This window comes from Streptomyces sp. NPDC021019 (assembly GCF_044333295.1).
Lineage (GTDB): Bacteria > Actinomycetota > Actinomycetes > Streptomycetales > Streptomycetaceae > Streptomyces.
In genome coordinates, this window is record NZ_JBIRQR010000006.1 from 40,932 (window position 1) to 64,201 (window position 23,270).

Consider the following 23,270-nt stretch of genomic DNA (forward strand, 5'->3'; position numbering starts at 1 on the left):
CGCCGGCGAACCGTCGGGCCCCCGTGTGTGAGGGTGCGTCACAGGTACCTCGTCAGATGGTCGCGGGCACCCCGCCGTTGGCCTCACAAGCCGTGAGAAGGGCGACCAGGGCCGTCCGGTGGCGAGCGGCGAGCAGGCGCACGGTCATCTCGTCGTGCAGAGCCGTGGAGTACCACCACTCGACTCGGAGCACTCCCTCGTCGGTGGTGGCGATCACCTCGATGAGGTGGGGACGCACCCAGTGCGGGGCGGTGATCTCCCCGGCCGGCTCGGGCGCCACGTCCGTCAGGAGCCCGCCGAGCGGCAGCGCGTCCGCGTCGTCGCCCTCGAAGTCGAAGGAGATGTCGCTGGGCGGGGCGGAGCGCAGCACGGCCGCGATCCGGGGGCGGCCGTGGCGGCCGAGCGCGCCGTGTCCCACTCCCCCGCCGGGCATCGCCGCGAGGTGGCCGACGGTCCGGGCGAGCCGCCCGGTCGGGGTACCGGTGGCGAGGTCGAGCAGGACCGGGACGGTGGTGGTGAACCAGCCGGTCGTACGTGTCAGATGGCTGTCGCCCACGCTCTCCTCGCGCCCGTGCCGCAGGATGTCGACGCGGACGGCCGGCTCGTCGAGCCAGCCGGACAGCGCCTCGCCCAGGGCGTGCAGGACGAGGTCGCCGGGGTGGGCGCGGTGGGCGCGGGCGGCCGCGTGGAGCCGGCCGGTCAGCTCCTCGGGCAGCTCCTCGCGGTGCGTGACGGCAGTGGCGGCGGTGTTCGCGGCACGGGGATCGGGGACGTCGTGGTCGAGCGGGACGCCCGCGGGGGTGCGGACAACCTCCGCCCACCACTCCGCCTCGGCCTCCGCCTCGGGTGTCCGGGCGTGATCCGCGAGAGCTCGGGCCCACTCCGGGTAGGAGGTGCCCTCGGCGCACCACACGTCCTGGCGACCTGCGGCGAGCGCCTCGTACAGCTCCTGGAGGTCTTCGAGGAGGACGGACCAGGACACCATGTCGATCGCCAGCTGGTGGACGGCTACGAGCAGGCGGCCGGGCCGCGCCGGGCCCGCGTCGAACCGGATGAAGCGGGCCACCCGCCCGGTGCCGGGATCGAGGGCGCCCTGTTCGGCGGCGCAGCGCCGGGTGACCTCGGCCGACAGTTCCGCGTCGTCGAGCGTGGAAAGGTCGACGGTGTCCAGTATTTTGGCGAGGGCGTCGGCGGGGGGACCGTCGACCGCGACGGCGAGGGCACGCTGCCGGGGCCGCTTGGCCGGGGGCGCCTCAACGGCCAGACGCAGGGAGGCATGCCCGGCGACCAGGCGGCGTACGGCCTCCTCGAAGGCGTCCGGGACGACGCCGGGCCGGGTGGTGAAGAGCAGACTCTGGCTCCAGTGGCCCCGGTCGCCGGTCTGCTCCTCCCACGCCTGCTCCTGTGCCGGGGTGAGCACGACCGGGCCGTGCTCGGCACCGGGCGGGACCGACTCGGGGGCACCGCGCCGGGCAGCCCGTTCGGAGATGAGCGCGGCCAGCCGCTCCGTGGTCGTCTCCGGGCCGAACAGCTCGCGCAGTTGCAACCGCACGCCGAAGACGGCCTCGACGCGGCGGGCGGTGCGGATGAGGTCGAGGGAGTCCACTCCGAGGTCGCGCAGGGGGGCGGCCGGGTCCGCATCGGGGGTGAGCACCGCTTCCGCGATCCACTCCGCGACCTTGGCGCGGATCTCCTCGGGCGCCGGCGTGTCGGGGCCGGCCTCCGCCGTGCCGGGCGCGGGGACGACGGGAAGCGCGGACTCACGGGGGCCGCTCACGGGGGTCTTCTCGCGGTACGGGGCGCTCACTCGCCCGCTCCCCCGGTGGAGCGGCGCAACAGGAACGGCCCGAGCGCCAGGGCGTCCAGCGGGACGCGGTGGAAGGTGGCGAGCGCGTCCTGCGGGCTGCACACGACCGGTTCGTCGCGGCCGTTGAACGAGGTGTTGAGGACGACCGGGGTGCCGGTGTGCTCGCCGACCGCGCCGATGAGCCGGTGGTAGAGCGGATCGACGGCGGCCGAGACGGTCTGCGGTCGGGTGGTCCGGTCGCGGTGGACCACGGCGGGCATGGCCTCGGCGCCCGCGTCGGTGACCGGGGTGGTGACGATCATGTACGGGAGCGGGATGGAGGTCCCGATCAAGGACTCGGCCGCCTCCTCCTGCATGCTGGGGGCGAAGGGGCGCCACGCCTCGCGGTCCTTGATCCGGATATTGACGCGGTCGCGGGTGGACTCAGGGGTGGGCACGGCGACCATGCTGCGGTGGCCGAGCGCGCGGGGGCCGCCCTCGGCGCGGCCCTGGAACCATCCGGCGACGCCTCCTCGCGCCAGCACTCCGGCGGTCGCGGCGGCGATGTCCCCGGGCTCGGTGTAGGCGGCGCCCGAGGCGTCGAGGACGTGGCGTATCCGCTCCGGGGTCCACTGGGGCCCCCAGGCGACGGAGCCGTTCATCGACTGGATCCGGTCGCCGCCCTCGGCGGCGACCCAGACCGCCGCGCCGAGCGAGACGCCCTGGTCGCCCGCGAGGGGCTGGACGAAGAGGTCCTCGACCTCGGGCATGCGCATGAGCTTGCCGTTGAGGGTGGCGTTGAAGCCGACCCCACCCGCGACCATGAGCGTGGTCTCGCCGGTCTCTCGGAGCAGACCGCGCACCAGCGCCATGACCGCGCGTTCGAGGGCGGCCTGGGCGGTGGCGGCGAGGTCGCGATAGTCGAAGGGATTGTGGTCGGTGACGCGTGCGAAGCGGCCGGTGCGCGGGTCGAAGCGGCGCACGGAGCGGTTCGGGGCCTGCTGGAGGGTCTTCTCCAGGTGCGCCGCCCAGTGCCGGATGGTGGCGTCCTCCTCGTCGGTGCCGCCGGAGGAGCGCAGACCGGGGGGCACCACGCCGACCGTGAAGTTCTCGTCGGTGAAGCCGAGGGCACCGCCGAAGGTGAGGTCCTGGGGCGTGCCGTACGAGGCGAGGCCCATCATCTTGCCCGCGGCATCGGCGCCGAGCCCGGCGTACTCGCAGACGGCAGCGTAGAAGTACCCCAGCGACCAGCCCGGTGAGTGCGACCGCAGGGTCTTGATCTTGCCGCCGATGCCGACGGCGAGCGTGGTGCTCTCGTTCTCGCCCTGGCCGTCCAGGACGAGAACGGCGCCCCGGTCGCGCCCGGAGAGGAGATAGGCGCTGGCGGCGTGGGCGAGGTGGTGGTTGACGAAGGTCAGCCGGGGGTCGCGGGAGCGTGGGAACAGCGCCTTGGGCAGTAGGTGTTCCAGCGCCTCGGCGTCGTCGGCGAACCAGTCGAGCCCGCGGTCCTGGAAGAGGGTGGGGAGGTCCCACCCATGAGCGACGACGTCTATGTCGTCCAGGGTGAGACCGCCCTCGGCGAGGCAGTAGGCCGCGGCGTGGAGGGGCGCCTGCCCGTAGGCGTGCTTGTCGCGGGTGAAGCGTTCCTCCTCGGCCAGGGCTATGACGTCTCCGTCCACGACGAGGCAGGCAGCACCGTCGTGGCTGGCCCCGGGCCAGCCGTTGACTCCGAGCACACGCATGGTCAGTCCCCAAAGGTCGGTCGGGATCGTCCGGCTGTGCCCCGGGCCCGAATGGCGCGCGGCGTGCCGGTCACGCCGACTGATCCTGACGGCCCGCCGGGTTGTACACGACCTGTGCCGTAGTACGGAGATCCGCCGCGAAGATCGCGGAGGCCGCCTTGAGTACCTCGTTGGCCCGCCGCAGCTCCGCGACCTCGTCGCGCAGGCGGCGCAGCTCGTCGCGCTCGTCGCCGGTCAGCGCGTCTTCGCCACGCCCCGCAGCACGTGAGGCGGCGTGCGAGGCACGCGAGGCGGCCGGACCGGTCTTCTGGCGCGCTACGCGCTCGATGCCGTACCGCTCCGGGCTGTACGCGGCGACGGCGGGCCGGCCGGGGCGCGTGGGCTCCCTGGCCACAGGCTCCGCTTTACGTCGGGCTTCGGACTGTCCGGCTTCCAGTTCCTCGCTGACATCGTGCCAGCGGCGCACCCACGCCGGTACGTCGCCTCCGCACGCGGCCACATAGGCGAGGGTCACCTTCAACGAAGGTTTCTGCAGTCCCCGGGCCGCTTCCGCGAGCGTCGCCACCGAGTAGTGGGCGCTATTCGCCATGGCGCGATAGGAAGGGCTCCCGGCCTTTCGGCGCAGCCCGCGCAGGTCATGTGCGAATGCCTCCAGCGGTCCGGCCGTGGGATCCAATAACCGCTCTGGCCTGGCCATATATCCCCCTGCTCATGGATGGTGTCCCGAACGAGGCGCACGTACGTCGCCGAACCGCGCAACCGTGGTCGGCGGTTGTACGGCTGGTCGTGCGGCCGGGCGGAGGGTCCCTGCCGGGCCGGCAGGAACCCTCCGCGCTTGGTCTCTGGAGCATTGGTACATGCCACTGACACACCGTCAAGCGATCGTCTGTCGGTTCCAGCCACTTCGGAAGGTGATCGTCCCGATTTCGGCACACCGGCACGGCGCTTTCGCCGACGGCACGCCGCCTTCCGCTTCCTGCCCGTCCGGGCGGAGTTGTATGAGTCTCTTGCGTCAGGAGCCCCGTACAACAACCCCCGGCAATCTTCCCTCGTGTACAACCTCGGACCTCGGCAGGATCAGTGGCGACAGGCGACAGGCGACACGGCCGAAACCGATGAGAACGGGTGGCGGGTTGGTGGACACGGCACGCAGCCAGACGGAGACCGCGGCAGTAGAAGGCGCCTACGAGTACCGGAGCCGTCCGCTCGTGGAGCCGGACTGGCAACGCTTCCCGGGGTGGCGCGAGGTCACCGAGGCCGAGTGGGCGGACCCGCAGTGGCAGCGCGCGCACTGCGTGAAGGGCGTCAAAGGGCTGCACGCCGTCATGGGCACGCTGCTGGACGAGGGCTTCTACGAAGACCTGGAGCGCGACCGGCAGGAGCGCGCCACCATGTCGGTTCTGCTCCCGCCCCAGATGATCAACACCATGGCCCCGGAGTCGGCAGGCGCCCGCCCGGGTGAGATGACCAAGGCGTTCTACGACGACCCGGTGCGGCGCTACATGCTGCCGGTCCTCTCCGACCGACACCCCGAGTGGCCCTCGCACCCGATGGCCGACCGGGACTCACTGCACGAGCAGGACATGTGGGTGGTGGAGGGGCTGACGCACCGCTATCCCACGAAGGTGCTCGCCGAGCTGCTGTCGACGTGCCCCCAGTACTGCGGGCACTGCACGCGCATGGACCTGGTGGGCAACTCCACGCCCCAGGTCACCAAGACGAAGCTCACGCTCAAACCGGCCGACCGGGCCGATCTCATCCTCACTCACCTGCGATCCTCCCCCGGCATCCGGGACGTGGTGGTCTCCGGCGGCGACCTGGCGAACATGCCTTGGCCCCGGCTGGAGCGCTTCCTCGACCAGCTCCTGGACATCGACTCGATCCGGGACGTCCGGCTGGCCAGCAAGGGCCTGATCGGGCTGCCCCAGCACTGGCGCTCCGGCCCGATCCTGGAGGGCGTCGCGCGGGTCGCGGCAAAGGCCAGGGCCCGCGGGGCCCGCATCGCGCTGCACACCCACGCCAACGCGGCCCAGCAGGTGACGCCCTCGGTGGCGGACGCGGCCTGGGCGCTGCTCGACGCGGGGCTGCACGACGTACGGAACCAGGGCGTGCTGATGCGCGGCGTCAACGACAGCGCGCACGAGCTGCTCGACCTGTGCTTCGCGCTCGCCGACCACGCCGGCATCACGCCGTACTACTTCTACATGTGCGACATGATCCCGAACGCCGAGCATTGGCGGGTTCCGTTGCACCGGGCGCAGTTGATCCAGCATCAGATCATGGGCTACCTCCCCGGGTTCGCCACTCCCCGCATCGTGTGCGACGTGCCGATGGCCGGGAAGCGCTGGGTGCACCAGACCGACTCCTACGACCGGGAGTTCGGCGTCTCGCACTGGAGCAAGAGCTACCTCACCCCGCTGGAGGCGGCGGATCCCGAGGCCCGCACTGGCTCCTACCACTACTACGACCCCATCGACACGCTCCCGCTCTCCGGTCAGCGGTGGTGGCGGGACTCCCGTCAGGGATAGAAGGGACAGGTGCAACAGCCATGAGCAGTCTGCGTCCGCGGCACGAGGATCCTCCGGTGCTGGAGGAGTGGTACCGCCGCCATCTGGCCCCCGACATCCACGACATCAGTTCCAGCGGTGTCCATCCGTACTCCTTCGCCGAGATACGCGAACTGTGTGGCATCCGGGCCGAGGACCTGGACGCGATCGTGATGGACGACAGCGTCTCGCAGGGCGGGGCGGGCGTCCGGCAGGCGATCGCGGACCGATACTCGGCAGGCGACGCCGACCGGGTACTGGTCACCCACGGTTCCAGCGAGGCCATCGCGCTCACCCTGCACGCCCTGCTGCGCCCCGGCGACCGGGTGGTCGTGCAGGAGGGCGTCTACCACTCGCTCGCCCATTACCCCCGGGCCGCGGGGTGCGAGATCGCCGAGCTCCCGGCCTCCGCCGTGCGCGAGGGCGAGATCGACCCCGGCGCGCTGGAGCAGCTGGTCACGCCGGGGACCCGGGCGGTGATCGTCAACTTCCCGCACAACCCTTCCGGGGCGACCCTCTCGCCCCAGGGCCTCGAGAAGCTGACCGAGCACGTCGAGGCGGCCGGCGCCACCCTGGTGTGGGACGCGGCGACCGCCGAGATCACCCACCGCTGGGAGCCCCTGCCGACCCCGGGCGGGGCGGGCGGGAACACCGTCTCGTACGGCACGTTCTCCAAGACCTTCGGCCTGCCCGGGCTCCGGGTGGGCTGGGCGGTGGCGCCGCCGGAGCTGATCCGGGCGTCCTTCCCGCTGCGCGACCGGACCACGCTCTTCCTCTCTCCACTGGTGGAGCTGATCGCCGAGCGGGCCATGCGCCACGCGGACAGGCTGATCGGCGCACGGGCGGCCGAGGCCCGGCGCAACCTCGCCCGGCTGAACGACTGGGCGGCCGCCCATGCCGATCTGGTGCACTGGGCCCCGCCGGAGGGCGGGGTGTGCGCACTGCCCGTCTTCCGAGAGCTGGCGGACGCGGACGCTCCGCCGGAAGCGGTGGAACGTTTCTGCCTGGAGCTGCTCGCCCGGCACCGCACGCTGCTCGTGCCGGGCACGGCCTTCGGCGCGCCCCACGGCGCCCGGCTCGGCTTCGGCGGCCCCGAGGAGAGCTTCCGCGCCGGACTCGCGGGCCTCTCGGCCTTCCTGCACGAGCACGCCACCACCGGGGCCGCCCGGTGACCGCCGCGACCGCACCCGACGTGATCGGCCTGTGGGACCGTTCCGTCGGCGCGCACCCCGAGGCCCCCGCCCTGGTGACCCCCCGCCGGGTGTGGACGTACGAGGCGGCGGACCGGCTGACCGATGCCTGGGCCGACTCCCTGGCCGGACAGGGCGCGGGCCCCGGCCGGCTGGTGGGCCTCGCCTTCCCCGACCCGGCCCGTACGGTCCTGGGCATGGTCGCCGCGCTCAAGGCGGGGGCCGGGTTCACCGTCCTGGACGACCGGCTGCCCGCCGTCGCGCGCGCCGCGCTCGTGCGGCGCACCGATGCGACCGTGTGGTTGGGCGACGGCCGGCACGCCCCGGACGGGGCATACGTACCCGTCGGCCTGAGCGCCGCACGTCCTCCGGTACGGCACCGGCCCGACGACCCGGCCTACGTCCTGTTCACCTCCGGCTCCACCGGGGAGCCCAAGGGCACGGTCGTGGAGCGCGACGCGCTCGGCCGGTTCGCGGCCGGGGTCGCCGAACGGCTGGAGCTGACATCTGGGGACCGCTGGCTCCAGGTGGCTTCGCTCGGCTTCGACGTCGTCATCGAGGAGGTCTTCCCCGCCCTCGCCGTAGGCGCCGCGGTGGTGTGCCGGTCCGACACCCGGGCGCTGGACGCGGAGGAGCTGCACACCACGGTGGCCCGGACCCGGACCACCGTGGTGGAGCTGTCCACGCAGTACTGGCTGGAGTACGCGCGGTGGCTGACCACCGCTGGCCTGACAACCCCGCCGGAGCTGCGCACGGTGGTGGTCGGCGGCGAGCGGATGGACCCGGCTCCCTACCGTGAGTGGCAGGCCCGTCAGCCGGCCTCGCTGGCCCATGTCTACGGGCTCACCGAGTGCACCGTCAGCTCGGCCTTCTACACCGGGCTCCTCCCCGAGGGGGCCGAGGAGGTCCCGCTCGGCACTCCGCTGCGGGACGTGGAGATCAGCATCCGGAAAGACGGGCGACCGGTACCGGACGGCGAGATGGGCGAGATCCACATCGGCGGACCGCTGCTGGCCCGAGGCTTCCTCGGCGACGAGGCCGCCACCGCCCGGCGGTTCGTCCCCGATCCTTCGGGACACGCTCCCGGCGCGCGGGTGTACGTCACGGGCGACCTGGGGCGGATCGACGCCGACGGCCACGTGGTGTTCCTCGGGCGGGTCGACGACCAGGTGAAGCTCCGGGGCCACCGGCTGGAGCCGGCCCAGGTGGAGCGCGCCCTGTGCGAGAACCCGGAGGTGGACCAGGCCGTGGTCTTCCCCGACCCGGGGACCGGAACCGTGCTGTGGGCGTTCACCGTCCCGGCCGACCCGCACCGCGCCCCGCCCCCCGGAGCGGCGGCCCGCCCGGCCACGTCCGAACGGGACTCGATGATCCGCCCGTTGGCGCGGGCGCTGCCGGAGTGGGCCGTGCCCCGGGTGCACTACCGGGTGGCCGTCCTACCGAAGAACCCGCACGGCAAGATCGACAAGAAGCTGCTCGCCGCCTGGGCGGCAGACGCGGACCGCACGACCCCGGCGGGGCCTTATCACCCCACCGAGGCCACGCCCGTGCCGCGGGATGAACCCCTGGCCACTGTCCTGACCGCCTTCCGTGACGTCCTCGGGGCGCCCGGGCTCGGCCCCGACGACGACTTCTTCGCCCACGGCGGGCAGTCCCTGCTGGCCATGCGGCTGCTCGCCCGGCTGCGGGACTCCTTCCCGGCGGCGGCGGGGCTGCGGGCGAGCACGCTGTTCGCGTGTCCGACGCCCCGGCTGACGGCGGCGGCGCTCGACGAGCGGGAGGCCGCCCGCACCTGACCACCCGGCCACCCGGCCACCCGGCCACGAAGAAGCGGCACGCTTCAGGTCCGCATCCGAACAGCCACAGCAGCCTGGTTGCGCCCCGGAGGCCCGAAAACCCGTAGGGGAGCGGCTCCGCCCGCAGCCCCGGATCCGGCCCGCACCGCGCCGGCACCGCCACGCACCACCCCGAGGGCCCACGGCCCGGCTCCAGCCATCTGTGGGCAGCACCCCTTCCCGACCACTCAGCGAGAGTTGGCATGTCGAACCTCACCGACCCGTCCACACCCGGCTACATCCTGACGCCGGATGAGGCCGCCGCGACCGCGGAGACCACTATCCAACTGGCCTCCGCCTACCCGTCCTTCGACGATCCCGTGCTGCTGCGGGACCTGCCGCGGTTGGCCGCTTCGCTGCCGCCGGGCACGCAGCGCTTCCTGCGCGAGTTCAAGCTGAGCGACCGCCGCGGCCACGCGGTGATTCGCGGGCACGTCTTCGACCAGGACCGCATCGGTCCGACGCCCGAGCACTGGCGCGGCCGCGGCCGGCCGGGGCCGGAGTTCCCCGAGGAGCTGCTGCTCATGCTCTACGGCGCCCTGCTCGGAGAGCCGTTCGGCTGGGCCACCCAGCAGAACGGCCACCTCGTCCACGACATCTTCCCGATCCGCCAGCACGAGAACGACCAGCTCGGCATGGGCAGCGCGGAGTTGCTCACCTGGCACACCGAGGACGCCTTTCATCCGTACCGCAGCGACTATCTGATCCTCGGGGCGCTGCGCAACCCCGACAGCGTCCCCACCACCATCGGCGAGCTGAACCTCTCCTCGCTCTCGGCCGATGACATCGGCATCCTCTTCGAGCCGCGGTTCCACATCGCCCCGGACGAGTCCCACCTGCCGAAGAACAACACGATCACCAGCGACGAGGAGGCTGCCCGGTTCGCCACCATCCAGCGGATGATCGACGAGCGGCCCCTCGTTCCCCTGCTCTACGGCTCACGCCTCGACCCGTACATGCGGCTCGACCCGTACTTCACCTCCGTCCCCGAGGACGACACCGACGCCCGGCGCGCCTACGACGCTCTGTTCAAGGTGGTCGACGCCGGAATGCGGGAGGTGGTCGCGGACGAGGGTGACGTGCTCTTCATCGACAACCACCGTGCCGTACACGGGAGGCTGCCGTTCCGGGCGCGCTACGACGGCACCGACCGCTGGCTCAAGCGGGTGTGCGTCACCGCCGATCTGCGGCGCTCCCGCGAGATGCGGGCCACGACCGAGACCCGGCTGCTCGGCTGAGCGCCCCGATGAACCCGGCCCTCACCGACCTCGCACGGGACCCGTGGCTGTTGCCGCAACTGGACGCCCTCATCGGCGCCAACATGCCCGCGTTCATGAGCTGGGAGTCTCCCGGCAACTGGCGCTGGCACGGGATGTACGACCGCTACCCGGCCCACCAGCTCTGTCTGGTGGACGGGGACGGGCGGCTGGTGGCCGCGGCCAACGGGCTGCCGGTCCGGTGGGACGGCACCACCTCGTCGCTGCCCTCGGGCAGCGACGAGGTGCTGGTGGAGGCCGTCGACCACGGCCCGCCTGCGCGCCCCGAGGCGCTGTGCATGCTCTCGGTCTCGGTCGAACCCGCGCACCGGGCGGCCGGGCACGCCGAACGGCTGCTCACCGAGGCCCGCCAACGGGCCGCCGAGGACGGTCCGCGCGGCGTCATCATTCCGGTCCGACCCACTCGCAAGCCGCGCTACCCGCTGATCCCGATCGAGACGTACGCCGCCTGGAGCGGTCCGGACGGCCGCTGCTTCGACCCCTGGCTGCGTACGCATCTTGAGCTCGGTGCCCGCCAACTCGCTATTGCTGAGGCGTCTTTGGTGATCCGTCAGCCTGTCGAGCGGTGGGAGGCGGAGCTGGGCCACCCGCTCCCGGGGCCGGGTGACCACCCGCTGCCCGGCGGGCTGGTGCCGCTGCGGGTCGGCGAGGACCGCCACGGGACGTACACCGAGCCGAACGTCTGGGTCCACCACACGCCCGCCCCGAGGCCTTGACCGCCCCCTCGCCCTGCCCCGCAACACCACCGCCATCACCACCGCACCCCGACACCCTGGAGACACCGTGACCACCCCCGTACGCCTCGCCATCGTCGGCTGCGGCGCCGCTGCCCGCGGCTGCCACATCCCCGCGCTCCCCTCGCTGAAGGGAGAAGTGCGGCTCACCGCGCTCGTCGACCGCGACCCCGGGCAGGCCCGCGCCGCTCTCGCCCTCTACCGCGAGCTGGGCGGCGCCGACGCCGACGACGTGGTGATCGCCACCGACCCGTCCGAGGCAGCCGACGCCTTCGACGCCGCTGTGGTCGTCGTTCCGCACACCCACCACGCCCGGACCGTGGAGGGTCTGCTCGACGCGGGAAAGCACGTCCTGTTGGAGAAGCCGATGACCACCTCGGTCGAGGACGCGCGGCGGCTGGCCGCCCACGCCGCGGAACCTGGGTCGCCGGTCCTCGCGATGGCTCACCCGCGCCGCCTGTTCCCGGCCTACGCCTGGGTCAAGCGCCTCATCGACGCGGGCGACCTCGGCGAGGTCGTGCGCGTGGACTGGTCCGAGGGCCACCCGTACGCCTGGGAGCCGGTCTCCTGGTCGATGTTCGACCGGCGGCTCGCCGGCGGCGGTGTGCTCACCGACACCGGTTCACACGTCTTCGACACCCTGCTGTGGTGGCTCGGCCCCCGCGTGGAGGTCGTCCGCCACCAGGACAACGCGCTGGGCGGGGTCGAGACGGACTCCCGCGTCCACCTGCGTTTCGGCGCGGTCGACGTGCACTGCGACTTCAGCCGTCTGCGTGATCTCGGCATCACCTGCACCGTCACGGGCACCCGCGCCACCGTCACCATCGGCACCGATTTCCCCGCCGGGGAGTGCCTGCTGACCACGGCGGGCGGTGAGGAGCTGCACCGGGGCGACGTCGAGGCAGTCGCCCCCGCGCAAGGCGAGTGGGAGGCGCTCTTCACCGAGCAGCTCGCCAACTTCGCCGCCGCCGCGCGTGGTTCGGCCACCGTGCACTCCGGCGCCGAGGACGGAGTCCGGGTCGTGGAGCTGATCCAGGAGTGCTACGAGGGTCCCGCGCGCGAGCGGACGCCGCAGCCCTGGACCACCCACGGCACCGGGGACGGGCCCCTTCTCGACGGCAATACGGTCGCGGTGACCGGCGCAGGCGGCTTCATCGGGGGCCGACTGGTCGAGCGGCTGATCCTGGACAGCCAGGCGAAGGTCCGGCCGGTCGTGCGCGGCTTCGGACGAGTCGCGCGGCTGTCGGTGCTGCCGCAGGAGCAGCTCGACTTCCGGCGGGCCGACCTGATGGACGCCGCCGCGCTGCGGGCCGCCTTCGAAGGGTGCGACACCGTCGTGCACGCCGCCTTCGGCAGCTCCGGCGGTGAGGCCGAGCGCTGGGCGGCATCGGTCGACGGCACCGCCCGCGTCCTGGCCGCGGCACGCGCTGCGGGGGTCCGCCGGGTGGTGCACCTCAGCACGATCGACGTGTACGACCCCGCCGTCTCCGGCGACCTGACGGAGGAGTCCCCGGCCCGCCCGGCCGACCCCGCCGACCGTGAGTACGAGCAGCAGAAACTCGCCGCCGAGCAGCTGGTGCTGGACGCCCATGGACCGGACCTGGAGACCGTCGTGCTCCAACCGGGCGTGGTCTACGGCCCCTGGGGCGGGCAGTGGACCTTCACCCAACTGCGGCGGCCCGACAGTGACTTCGCGGCGCTCCCGTCCGGCGACGGCGGTGGCTTGTGCAACGCCGTGCACGTCGACGACCTCGTGGACGCGGTGCTGCTGGCCGTCGATGCCCACGCCGCGGCCGGTGAACGCTTCCTCGTCGGCCACGACGAAGAGCTGCGCTGGGGCACCTTCTTCGACGCTGTCCGCGCCCTGCGCGGCCCGGCGGCGAAGGCGGCCGACGGTGCCGGCGAACCGGTTCCGGACTGGGAGCTGGAGCTGTACCGCTCCCAGGCCCGGGCCCGTTACGACAAGGCCCACCGGCTGCTCGGCTTCCGGGCCCGCACCTCGTTCGCGGAAGGTGTCGCGGCGACCGGCCGGTGGGCTGCGTGGGCCGGGGAGATCTCGGAGGCGGGCGCATGACCGGCGTCCGTGACGTGCTGGTGGTGGCCCCGCACCCCGACGACGACGTCATCGGGTGCGGCGGCTCCATCGCCAAACACGTACAGAACGGCGCCCGGGTGACGGTGGTCGTGGTCATCGGGCGCGAGCGCAGCGCCCTGGACGACGGGGTCGGCGACGCGGAGTTCGCAGCCGAGACGGCGGCCGCCGCGAAGGCCATGGGCGTACATCGCTGCATCCGTCTCGACGAGCCGTCCCGGGATTTCGCGCTCTCCCGCCGGGTCCATCTGGAGCTGGTCCGGGTACTGCGCGAGGTCCGACCGCAGGTGATCTACCTGCCGCACGACAACGACGACGACGTGGAGCACCGGATGGTGCACCAACTGGCCACCGAGGCGGTGTGGATGGCAGGGTCGGATTTCTTCCACGAGACGGGCGGGGAGCCGATGCCCGCGCCCTGGCTGGTCCTCGGTTACGAGGTGTGGGCGCCGATGTCCCGGTTCCAGTACGCCGAGGACATCGACAACCAGATCGAGACCAAGGTCGAAGCGATGCGGGCGTACGTCTCGCAGTTGCGCCATGCCGCCTGGGACGAAGGGATCCGAGGGCTGGCCCGCTACCGCGGCGCGCTGGCCTCGGGCTCCGGCCACGCGGAGGTCTTCCAGGTACTGAGCCTGGGCGCCCCGGCGTCCCTCGCCCCCGGAGGGGGCCGTGACTGACCGGATCCTGGTATGCGGGCTCGGCTCGGGGATGGGCCGGTCGCTCACCGAACTCAGCTCTCCGAAAATGGAGTTGGTGGTGGCCACCGACACCCCCAGCGACCGGGCCCTGGAGGCCGCGGACACCCTGGTGCTCTGCGACCCCTACGACACCGCGGCCGTGCTCGCGGCGCTCTCGGCGGCCGGGATCGACCGGCTGGACGGGGTCTTCTCGCTGGGCGCCGACAACCCTCCGGTGATCAGCGCGGTGGCGCACCGGTTCGGCTGCCCGGGGCTGCCGCTGGAGACCGCGCTGAACTGCACGCTCAAGGACCGGAGGCTGGAGATCCTGCGCCGGGCGGGGCTGGACCTGCCCCGCTTCGCGACGGCCGCAAGCGTGGAGGAGACGGTACGGGCTGCCGCGGGGATCGGGCTGCCGGTCGTGCTCAAGCCCTCCGACCAAACCGGTTCGCTGGGCGTGATGAAAGTGGAGTCGCCCGAGGAGGTACCCTCCCGGGCCGCGGAGGCGCTCCGGGCCGGCGGCGGCCGGATCGTCGTGGAGGAGTTCCTGCGCGGCACGGAGCACACCTTGGCGGGTTTCATGGTCGACGGCACGCTGCACCGGTTCGGCTTCGCCGACCGGGAGTACGGGCGCAAGGAGGAGTTCGCCCCGTACTTCTTCGAGGGCGGTGACACGCTGCCCAGCCGGCTCACCGCCGAGCAGATCGACGAGGTCAGCGAGACGGTCCAGCGCGGGGCGCGGGCCCTGCGGCTGGACCCGGCGGTGATCAACACCGACATCCTGCGCACCCACGACGGGCGGGTGGTGCTCCTGGAGATCACCTGCCGGATCACCGGTGCCCGGATCGCCACCGAGGTGATGCGGCTGGCGACCGGAGTGGACCCTCTGCCCAACGTGGTGCGCCTGGCGCTCGGCCGCCCGCTGGACCTGGCCGAGCTGGAGCCGACGCGGGACCGGGCGGTCGTCCAACGGTTCCAGCCCGCCGACGGCGGGGTCGTCGAGTGGGTGGGCGACCCCAGGAACGTGACCCGCCGAGTGGGGGTGCACGACGTGTTCTGGGGCATGGAGCTGGCCCCAGGCACGGTCGTACCGCCCTACCGGGGCGGGGCGGGCCCCCTGGCCGGCGTGATCGCCCACGCCGACGACGTGGCCACGGCCGAGGCCGTCGCGGCACGAGCCCTGCGCGCGCTGCCGCTGCGGTTCAAAGACGCGGCCGGATGACCGCCGCCGGGGCTCCGCCCCCGGGCGCGCCCGGGGGCGGAGCCCTTCTCACCACGACGACAAGGAAGAACGGAATGGCCACCGACCCCATGGACGAGGCCGCGGTCGACCGGGGCATCACCCGGACCGCGGTGGTGATCGCGCTCCGCGACGATCTGCGCATCGCGGACTGCATCGCCTCGATCGACGAGGACGTGGAGATCGTCCTCGCCCTCAACGGGCCCAGCGACGCGGTCCTCAAACTGATCGCGGACCACCCGAGGGCGCTGACAGTGACCGAGATCGAGGATGTCGGCAACCTCGGCGCGGCCTACAACGCGGGGGCCGCCGCCACCGACCGGCAGTACCTGCTGCTGATGGACTCCGACTGCACCTTCGCCCCCGGCGTTGTGCGGTCCATGGTTCGCTCCGTACTCACCGAGCCGGTGGTCAAGGGGCAGGTGGTGTACGGGGAGTCGGCGGGGCTGCTGAGCCGGCTCACGGCCCGGGTGCGGGAGTTCGACGAGGGCGACTACGTCAGCGCACTCTCGCCGCCGCTGATCTACAACCGCGTGATCGTGGACCACATCGGCGGCTACCACTTCGACGAGCTGATCCACTGGTGCGAGGACCGGGAGTTCGACTTCCGGCTCCAGCTCGCCGGAGTCCCGGTGGCGTATCTGCCGGAAGCCCGGATCTTCCACGACGCCCAACACGGCTTCGCCAACATGCGCAGCTACTTCCGCTACGGCGTCGGGGAGGGCATCGCGCAGGAGACCGGGGTGTTCACGACCCCGGCGATCCCGGTGGTGTGGCGGCTGTTCGAGGCGGCGCGCACCCTGGCGCACTGTGCCCGGGACAAGGGCCCGGGCGCGGCGGCGTACTACGCGCTGCTCAAGGCAGCCTTCCACACCGGCACCGCGCACCATCTGCTCAACGACCCCTACCGGGTGCGGGACCGTTATCCGGCCTCGGCCAAGCGGGCCCGGATGGTGCGCTCCGTCCCGCAGCACAGCACCCGGCTGACCGGTCCGCAGCAACGGCGGCTGCGACGGGCGCACTGGGAAGCGGGCCGGCGGATCGAGCGGGTGTGTGACCTATCGGTCTTCCACCCGGACGCCGCCGGCCCGGAGGCGTCCTCAGTCGTCGGCGAGGCGCGGCAGCAGCAGGCGTGAGCGGTGGTTGCCGCCGTAGTGGACCGTGTGGTGCGCGACCACCGAGGGGTGCACGTCGAAGCGCGGCGCGTTGCTGGCCGCGATCTCCAGGCGGACCCGGTGGCCGGGGCGGAAGACGTGCCCGACGGCGCCCGTACGGACGGTGACCTCGACCGGCCCACCGTCCCCGGGCACCGCCCCGGCCGCCAGCCGGTGGACACCGTCGCAGAGCAGTTCGGCCCGGCCGTCCGGGTGGACGTCGACGAGCTTGCCGGTGATGTCGGCGCCCGCCGCGTCCGGGGTAACGAGGACCACCAGGGCGGTGTCGCCGACGACGGTCAGTGGGGCGGTGAGCGGGGTGCCGGTGAAGCAGAGCACGTCGGCGCGCCGCTCAACCTCGCGCTGGTCGAGCGGTCCGCAGTCACCGCCGGTGAACTGGCCGGGCAGCGCGGTGGCCCCGCCTGTGGTGGGCACGGGATGGACAGGGTCGTGGCGGAGGGGGCGACTACCGGGCTCGGCCGGGCCGGGTCCGGGCACGAGCGCCTGCCCGTCCAGGTGGAGGGCGTACTCCCCGGTCCCGGGGACGGGCCAGTCGGGGAAGGAGCGCCAGGTGTCGGCCCCGGTGAGAAAGAGCCGTACGGGGTTCTGCTCCGTACGGGGCTCCAGCCCGCGCAGATGGCGGTCGAAATGTTCCAGGTGGAGTCCGGTGACGTCGAGATGCTGTTCGTCGGCGAGAATTCCGTAGCGCCGCTGCGGGAATATCCCCCCGGTGACACCATGAGACCAGGGGCCGACCACCAGCCGCGATTCCACACCCTGTCCGCGCATTCCCCGGTAATTCTCCAGGGCTCCGGCGAGAAAGATGTCGTACCAGCCCGTCAGGTGGAGGGCTGGGGCCTGGATCGCGGGGTACGACTCGCGGGGCGCGACCCGGCGCCAGTACGGGGCGTCCGTGGGAGTGTCGCGCCACCGCCGGTAGTACGGGGCGAGCCTGTCGAGGAGGTCGTCGGCGGCTTCCGGGGCCTGGTACAGGTCGTCGATCTGGTCCACCGCTTCCTCGACCTCGGCCCGTTCGGCGCCGGTCAGCCCGGCCCCGTCAAGCAGCAGGTCGCGGAGGACCCAGTACAGGAGGAAGCCGAGTTGGAGGGCGCCGCCCTGGCGGGTCCAGCCCTCGTCGAAGCGGGACGCGGCCACGTGCGGGGCGACGGCCCTCAGGCCGGGCGGCCGTTCGGCGGCGGCGAGCAGCGCGGCCATGCCCTCGTAGGAGCGGCCGAACATCCCCGCCGTGCCGTCGCACCACGGCTGCTGCACCGCCCAGGCGACGGTGTCGGCGCCGTCGGCCGCCTCATTCACGTACGGCTCGAAGACACCACCCGACCCGAACCGCCCCCGTACGTCCTGTACCAGCAGGGCGTACCCCTCACGCACCAGTCGCAGCCCGTCGACCGAGGCCCCGCCCGGCCTCCCCGACGTCCCGTAGGGGGTGCGCCGGACCAGCACCGGGACGGGCTCGGAGATATCCGGGCGGTAGAGATCCCCATTCAATAAACAGCCGTCCCGCGCGGTTATTTTCACATCACATTCCATCACCATACGCATGATCCCCACTATTCCACCAGGGCAAGGAAATAAACAATGCAATCCGCCGAAGTATCTTTTCTTGAACCGTTCTTCAGAATGGCGCGCGACGATCCGGATCGCCCGGCCGTCGTCGACAACGGACTCGTCGTCGGATACGGCACCCTGGCCGGCTGGGCTCGGTCGGTGGCTCGGTCCGTCGCCCCGCGCGCGGCGGAGCCGCAGCCGCCCGTGGGCATCGTCACACACCACTCGGCCCGTGATGTGGCGGCGATCCTCGGGGTGCTGGCGGCAGGCCGGGCGTACGTTCCGCTGGAGGCGGGCCACCCCGAGGCCCGGCTGGAGGCGATCCTGACCCGGCTCGGCTGCCGCGAAGCGGTGGCGACCGCCGAGTCCGGCTGGCAGCCTCCGGTGGAGAGCGTGATCCGTCCCCGCTGGGCCTTCACGGACGCGCCGCCCGCCGTCAGGGACGGCCTGCCTGTGGCACCCGGCCCCGAGGACCCGGCGTACGTCCTGTTCACCTCCGGCTCGACCGGTGACCCCAAGGGCGTTGTGGTCCCGCACCGGGCCCCGGCGGCGGTCGTGCCGACACTGCGCACCCTGTACGACGTCGGTCCGGACGCGTGCGTGCTGCACTTCCACGGCGCGGGCGGCGACACCAGCCTGGAGGAGATCCTGCCGGCCCTGACCGGTGGCGCCACCCTCGTCGTGGACGACGCCGCCCAGGAGGGGTTCGGGCGGGTCGTAGAGGAGCAGGAAGTCTCGGTCGCGGTGCTTCCGACCGGGTTCTGGAACACCCTGACCGGCGACCTGCTCCACCAGGGCGCCAGGCTTCCCGCGTCGCTGCGGACGGTGGTGATCGGCGGGGAGGCGGTCCGCGCGGACATGCTGGAGCGCTGGCGGCTGCTGGGCGCCGACGGCGTACGGCTGCTCAACACCTACGGCTCCACCGAGACCGCGCTCGTCACCCACGCCATTCTGCTCGCCGGGCCGGGGGCTCCCCCGCTGCCGGAGACCGGCGGCGACCTGCCCATCGGCCATCCGCTGCCACACGTCAGCCAACAAGTCAGCCCGGAGGGAGAGTTGTATGTCTCCGGCCCGAACCTGGCGCTCGGCTACCACAGCGCGCCGGCGACGACCGCGGCCCGCTTCGTGGAGAAGGACGGCCGCCGCTGGTACCGCACCGGCGACCTGGTGGAGGCGGCCGGGGACGGTGCGCTGGTGTTCCGGGGACGCTCGGACCACCAGGTCAAGATCCGAGGCTATCGCGTGGACCTGCTCGACGTGGAGGGGCTGATCGGGCGCTGCGAGGGGGTGGCAGCGGTGGCCGCGTCCCGTGTGGAGCGGGCAGGACACAGCACGCTGGCCGCCTTCTTCGTCCCACTGCCGGACCACGACCCGGGCGAGGTCGTGGCGGACGTCCGCGCGCGGCTGGCGCGGACCGCTCCCCCGCACCTGATGCCGAGCCTGATCGTGCCGGTGGGGGCGCTGGAGCGGACCCACACCGGCAAGGTGGACCGCGACGCGACCCGGGACCGACACCTGGACACCTCGGCGGTCCCCCGATGAGCGCCCAGGACGGCGGGACCGGCTTGCATGAACTGATCGCCTACGCCTCAAGGGAATTGGGGATTGAACTCGATCCGGCGTCGGCGCGGTCCGACGACTCGGGCTGGGACTTCCGGGTCACCCACGCCCGCGCCGCCGACGGCACCCCGTGGATCCTGCGGCAGCCCCGACGACCCGACGCCTCGGAGCGACTCGGGGTTGAGGGTGCCGTCCTGGCCGCCGTGCGCGACCGGGTCCCGGTGCCCGTGCCGGACTGGCGCCTGTACACACCCGGGCTGGTCGCCTATCCGAGTCTCCCCGGCGAGGCGGCGGGGCGGGAAGACCCCGTCACGCTGGTCTATGGCTGGTCGATGGACCCGGTGGCCCACCCGGACCGCTATCTGGAGCCGCTGGCGCGCTCGTTGGTGGCGGTGCACTCCCTGCGCCCCGACGGGCGGTGGAACACCGCGGGCCGCCCGCCGGCCACCCCGGAGACCGTGCGCGCCGAGATCGCGGTGAAGCTGGACCGCGCGCACACCGAACTCAACCTGAGCCAGGCGCGGCTGACTCGCTGGCAGCGATGGCTGGGCGACGACCGGATGTGGCCCGAACAGCTGACGCTCGTGCACGGGGACATCCACCCCGGCCACACGCTCGTGACCCGGCCGCGGCACGGGCCACCGGTCCTGTCGGGCCTGCTGGATTGGGCGAACGCGGGCGCCGGGGACCCGGCGGCCGACTTCGCCGACATGCTCTACGCCGGGGGCGAGCCAGTTCTCGACGGCCTGCTGGACGCCTACCGGGCGGCAGGAGGCGAAGTCCGCGACAGCCTGCGCGCGCACGTCCTGGCCCGGGCCTCGTTCCTGTGGATCCATGTGGCGCTGCGCGGCCTGGACACCGGGCGCCCGGCGTGGGTCGAGCTCGCCCTGTCGAGGGTCGCCCGGTGAGCGGCACGAGCGGCGCGGACGGCACCGGCCGCGTCGACGGCTCCCCCAGCGCGGGCCGTTCGGGCGGCCGACGGGCCGTACGGGAGACAGGGACGACGCCCGGCGGGACGCCGTACGCCCTGCACGGCACCGGGAAGCCGATCGTCCTCGTGGCGGGCGCTGGCGGCACGGGCAGGATCTGGGAGCACCACACCGTCCCAGCCCTGACCGCCGCGGGCCGCCTCGTCGTCACTTTCGACCACAAAGCGGCCGATGAAGCCGAACTCGCCTCTGCTGTAGGCGAATTGCTCATCTCTCTAGGGCTGAAGCCCTGCCCGCTCATCGGCCACTCCCTCGGCGCCCTCGCGGTCCAGGAGCTGCTTCTGACCGATCCGCTTCTGGCGGGCGGGGCGGTACTCGTCGCGACCCGGGGCCGTCCCGACCCGGTCGGCGAGGCGCTGGACCGGGCCGAGCACGCCTGCGCCAGGGCGGGCATCCGGCTTCCGCCGGAGTACCAGGCGTCCGTCCGGCTGGCGCAGAACCTCTCGCCACGGACCCTCGCGGACGACCGGGCGGTCACGGAATGGCTCGACCTATTCGAACTGGCCGCGCTCACGGAAGACTCGGCAGCCCGGCCCCCGCATCGATCCGTCCGGAACCTGCTGGCCGAACTCGGCCGAATCACCACCCCGCTGCTGGTGGTCGGCTTCGCCGACGACGTCTTGGCACCCGCCCCGCTCGGGCGCGAGGTGGCCGGGGCGGTGCCCGGCGCCCGGTACGCGGAACTGGCGGACACCGGCCACCTCGGCTTCCTGGAGCGGCCCGACGCCTTCCACACCGTCCTGCTGGACTTCCTCGCCACCCTGCCCCCGACCGACCCCGGAGCCCTCCATGTCCCTCGATTCCCCCGTGTCCCCTGACTCCCCCATGTCCCTCGGCTCTCCCGCCGCCGCTACCGGCACCGTGCACGTCGTCCATGTCGATGAAGAGGCTCCCGCGAGCTGGGCGGCGGCCGTCTACCTGTGCGGCCCCACGCCCGCCGACCCGGCCGAGCCGTCCTGGCGCCCGGAGGCCGTCGCCGCCCTGCGTGCCACCTGGCGGGGCGCGGGGACGCTGGCCGTTTTCCTGCCCGAACCCGCACCGGGCGGCTCCTACCCGGCGTACGCGGACCAGATCGAGTGGGAGGAGAACGCGATGCGCCGCTCCGACGTGATCCTGTTCTGGATCCCCCGCGACATGGAGCGGCTGCCGGGACTGGTCTCCAACATCAAGTGGGGGGCCTGGTGCGACTCGGGCCGGGCGGTGCTGGGCGCGCCGCCGGAGGCCGAACGCATGGCGTATCTGCTGCATTTCGCCGAGGCTCTCGGGGTGCCGGTGGAGCGGTTGATCGCGGGGGCGGCGGGCGCGGCCCTGCGAGCAGTGGGCCCGGGGTCCCCCCGTACGGGCGGGGAGCGCTCGGTGCCGCTTCCGGTCTGGCGCTCGGGGCCCTTCCGCGCCTGGTACGCGGAGCGCACGGGAGCAGGCGACCGGCTGCTGGATGCCCGGGTGGAGTGGTACGCCGGGGAGGAGGACGGGGCGGCATGGCTGCTGACCGTCACGGTCGCTCCGGGTGACGGCTCCGCCCCCGCCGTTCATCGGCTGCTGTCGGCTCAGGGGCAGGGCTTGCTCATGTAAAGAGCGTACTCCCCGGCCGAGGAGGTGAACTCGTAGAGCGAGGTGTCGAGCCCGCAGAGGGAGAAGCCCATCCGCCGGTAGGCGTGGATGGCGGGGGCATTGATGTTGGTGACCTCCAGCCAGACATGCCCGGCACCGCGCTCCCGGGCGAACTCCTCCGCCCGGGCCATCAGCATCCTGCCGACGCCGCGCCCCCGTTGCTCGGGCGCGACCTCAATGTCCTCGATGGTGAGGCGGCGGTTCCACGGCGCGTACGAGACGGAGACGAAGCCCGCCAGGGACCCGTCGGCGCCGAGGGCGAGGAAGGTGGGGCTGCCCTGGTCCTCCGAGCCATCGTCGTCCTCGTCGTCATCTCCGTCGGACTCGTCCTCGGGGAACACCTTGGTCAGAGGCCGATCCACAGGGGTCTCCCGCAGGGTGAACCCGTTCTCGGCGATCTCCACCCGGAAGACGGTGTTCGTGGTGAAGGAGCCGTCCAGCGCCTCGACGGCCTCGGCGTCCTCAGGGCGGGCGGTACGGAGATCGTAAGTGGTGTCATCGATTGTGGTCATGACGTGACACTAGGACCACTGTCCGAGACAGGGTCGTTATCCGGCCGCGATTCGGTGGGACAACCCTCGTAGCGGGGCCCCGCCCACGTACGCTCTCGGCGTCCGACATTCTCATGACGTAGGCTCCCGCCGAAGCGAGATCCTTCGCGTTTCCGCAGGTCAGAGACGAGTCACGAAATTGAGTTCAAGGTGGGACTCCGGGAACGCCTCCGAACCAGCGGATGGCCGCGCATCTGCGGACCCTGCTCCCCGGGGTGCGGATCAACGTCGAGCAGGACCCGGGCCCCGACCGGGTGGCGTTCCGGATCGGCTCGGAGCGCTACCGGCCGGAGCCGGGGACCTCCGAGTATGTCCTGCTCGCACGGCTGACAGGCAGTCAGGAGGCCCGCCCGGCCTCCCTGTTCTGCGGTCAGCGGGCCATCACCAACCAGGCGGCCACCCCCTACGTCGCGCGCAACTACGAAAAGCTGCTCCGCAAGCACGGCGCCAAGTCGTTCTGCCTGCTTCAGGGTCGTCAACTCCGGTGCGCACGGCCCCGACGTGGTCGAACCGGTCGGCGATGTCACACGCGAGGCCCAGGCTCCCGTGCCCACCACGCCCCCGTCCCACCGGGCCGGCGGCTGACCGGGCCCGCCGTCAGCGGCGCAGCCGCGCCCGGCCGGCCGGACATCGCGACGACCGGGCAGATGTCGAGGACGGGAGCGGGGGAAGCCGCCCGTCCTCACGGGTCGACCGGCACGAGCGGTCGGCGTTGTT

The 23,270-nt window shown here is 72.7% G+C and carries 18 protein-coding genes and 1 pseudogene; 14 read left to right on the forward strand and 5 right to left on the reverse strand.

What is annotated here, in order from left to right:
* Positions 1 to 52: 52 nt before the first annotated feature.
* The 3 genes from ACH4RG_RS27390 to ACH4RG_RS27400 form a co-directional block, all read right to left on the reverse strand.
* On the reverse strand, positions 53 to 1,807 hold the full coding sequence (locus ACH4RG_RS27390; RefSeq protein ID WP_398162781.1) for a condensation domain-containing protein: 1,755 nt from the start codon (positions 1,805 to 1,807) through the stop codon (positions 53 to 55).
* On the reverse strand, positions 1,804 to 3,528 hold the full coding sequence (locus ACH4RG_RS27395; protein ID WP_397922423.1) for a carbamoyltransferase: 1,725 nt from the start codon (positions 3,526 to 3,528) through the stop codon (positions 1,804 to 1,806). Before ACH4RG_RS27395 ends, ACH4RG_RS27390 begins: the two co-directional genes overlap by 4 nt.
* Positions 3,529 to 3,598: 70 nt before the next feature.
* Positions 3,599 to 4,117, reverse strand: a complete 519-nt coding sequence (locus ACH4RG_RS27400) for an XRE family transcriptional regulator (RefSeq protein ID WP_397929350.1) — start codon at positions 4,115 to 4,117, stop codon at positions 3,599 to 3,601.
* A 547-nt stretch (positions 4,118 to 4,664) separates the two neighbouring features.
* Between ACH4RG_RS27400 and ACH4RG_RS27405 the strand changes: the two genes are divergently transcribed.
* From ACH4RG_RS27405 to ACH4RG_RS27445, 9 genes are all read left to right on the forward strand, one after another.
* Positions 4,665 to 6,056 carry a KamA family radical SAM protein gene (locus ACH4RG_RS27405; RefSeq protein ID WP_397922419.1) on the forward strand — a complete coding sequence of 464 codons (1,392 nt, stop codon included), beginning with the start codon at positions 4,665 to 4,667 and terminating at the stop codon, positions 6,054 to 6,056.
* A gap of 20 nt (positions 6,057 to 6,076) precedes the next feature.
* Positions 6,077 to 7,246: a capreomycidine synthase gene (gene vioD / locus ACH4RG_RS27410; RefSeq protein ID WP_397929353.1), complete on the forward strand. Its 1,170-nt coding sequence runs from the start codon at positions 6,077 to 6,079 to the stop codon at positions 7,244 to 7,246.
* Positions 7,243 to 9,060 (forward strand): amino acid adenylation domain-containing protein, encoded by a 1,818-nt coding sequence (locus tag ACH4RG_RS27415; RefSeq protein WP_397929356.1) that lies wholly within the window; start codon positions 7,243 to 7,245, stop codon positions 9,058 to 9,060. Before vioD ends, ACH4RG_RS27415 begins: the two co-directional genes overlap by 4 nt.
* 242 nt (positions 9,061 to 9,302) lie before the next feature.
* On the forward strand, positions 9,303 to 10,337 hold the full coding sequence (vioC, locus tag ACH4RG_RS27420; RefSeq protein WP_397922413.1) for an arginine beta-hydroxylase, Fe(II)/alpha-ketoglutarate-dependent: 1,035 nt from the start codon (positions 9,303 to 9,305) through the stop codon (positions 10,335 to 10,337).
* Between the two features lie 8 nt (positions 10,338 to 10,345).
* A complete protein-coding gene (locus tag ACH4RG_RS27425) occupies positions 10,346 to 11,092 on the forward strand; it encodes a hypothetical protein (protein WP_398540405.1) in 747 nt (248 codons plus the stop codon).
* Positions 11,093 to 11,159: 67 nt separating this feature from the next.
* Complete coding sequence (locus ACH4RG_RS27430) at positions 11,160 to 13,184, forward strand: NAD-dependent epimerase/dehydratase family protein (protein WP_397922409.1); 2,025 nt, start codon at positions 11,160 to 11,162, stop codon at positions 13,182 to 13,184.
* Positions 13,181 to 13,882 carry a PIG-L deacetylase family protein gene (locus ACH4RG_RS27435; protein ID WP_397931097.1) on the forward strand — a complete coding sequence of 234 codons (702 nt, stop codon included), beginning with the start codon at positions 13,181 to 13,183 and terminating at the stop codon, positions 13,880 to 13,882. Before ACH4RG_RS27430 ends, ACH4RG_RS27435 begins: the two co-directional genes overlap by 4 nt.
* Positions 13,875 to 15,104 carry an acetyl-CoA carboxylase biotin carboxylase subunit family protein gene (locus tag ACH4RG_RS27440; protein WP_397931094.1) on the forward strand — a complete coding sequence of 410 codons (1,230 nt, stop codon included), beginning with the start codon at positions 13,875 to 13,877 and terminating at the stop codon, positions 15,102 to 15,104. The genes ACH4RG_RS27435 and ACH4RG_RS27440 overlap by 8 nt, the downstream gene beginning before the upstream one ends.
* Before the next feature lie 74 nt (positions 15,105 to 15,178).
* Positions 15,179 to 16,258: a glycosyltransferase family 2 protein gene (locus ACH4RG_RS27445; protein WP_398540406.1), complete on the forward strand. Its 1,080-nt coding sequence runs from the start codon at positions 15,179 to 15,181 to the stop codon at positions 16,256 to 16,258.
* On the opposite strand, the gene ACH4RG_RS27450 is transcribed toward ACH4RG_RS27445, so the two are convergent.
* Positions 16,223 to 17,836: a CocE/NonD family hydrolase gene (locus tag ACH4RG_RS27450; protein ID WP_398540407.1), complete on the reverse strand. Its 1,614-nt coding sequence runs from the start codon at positions 17,834 to 17,836 to the stop codon at positions 16,223 to 16,225. The genes ACH4RG_RS27445 and ACH4RG_RS27450 overlap by 36 nt on opposite strands.
* A 78-nt stretch (positions 17,837 to 17,914) precedes the next feature.
* On the opposite strand from ACH4RG_RS27450, the gene ACH4RG_RS27455 reads away from it, so the two are divergent.
* Genes ACH4RG_RS27455 through ACH4RG_RS27470 form a run of 4 tightly spaced genes read left to right on the forward strand, consistent with a single transcriptional unit; the run spans position 17,915 to position 21,963 of the window.
* Complete coding sequence (locus ACH4RG_RS27455; protein ID WP_397922399.1) at positions 17,915 to 19,384, forward strand: AMP-binding protein; 1,470 nt, start codon at positions 17,915 to 17,917, stop codon at positions 19,382 to 19,384.
* On the forward strand, positions 19,381 to 20,310 hold the full coding sequence (locus tag ACH4RG_RS27460; RefSeq protein ID WP_398540408.1) for a macrolide 2'-phosphotransferase: 930 nt from the start codon (positions 19,381 to 19,383) through the stop codon (positions 20,308 to 20,310). The genes ACH4RG_RS27455 and ACH4RG_RS27460 overlap by 4 nt, the downstream gene beginning before the upstream one ends.
* The gene (locus ACH4RG_RS27465; RefSeq protein WP_397922397.1) at positions 20,307 to 21,209 is read left to right on the forward strand and encodes an alpha/beta fold hydrolase; all 903 of its coding nucleotides are present in this window, start codon (positions 20,307 to 20,309) and stop codon (positions 21,207 to 21,209) included. Before ACH4RG_RS27460 ends, ACH4RG_RS27465 begins: the two co-directional genes overlap by 4 nt.
* Entirely contained in the window at positions 21,181 to 21,963 is a 783-nt protein-coding gene (locus ACH4RG_RS27470) for a nucleoside 2-deoxyribosyltransferase domain-containing protein (RefSeq protein ID WP_398540409.1), read from the forward strand. The genes ACH4RG_RS27465 and ACH4RG_RS27470 overlap by 29 nt, the downstream gene beginning before the upstream one ends.
* On the opposite strand, the gene ACH4RG_RS27475 is transcribed toward ACH4RG_RS27470, so the two are convergent.
* Positions 21,939 to 22,514: a GNAT family N-acetyltransferase gene (locus tag ACH4RG_RS27475; protein ID WP_397922394.1), complete on the reverse strand. Its 576-nt coding sequence runs from the start codon at positions 22,512 to 22,514 to the stop codon at positions 21,939 to 21,941. The genes ACH4RG_RS27470 and ACH4RG_RS27475 overlap by 25 nt on opposite strands.
* Before the next feature lie 200 nt (positions 22,515 to 22,714).
* Here ACH4RG_RS27475 and ACH4RG_RS27480 point away from each other — a divergent pair.
* A pseudogene (locus ACH4RG_RS27480) lies at positions 22,715 to 23,138 on the forward strand (hypothetical protein); the annotation flags it as partial.
* Positions 23,139 to 23,270: the final 132 nt, after the last annotated feature.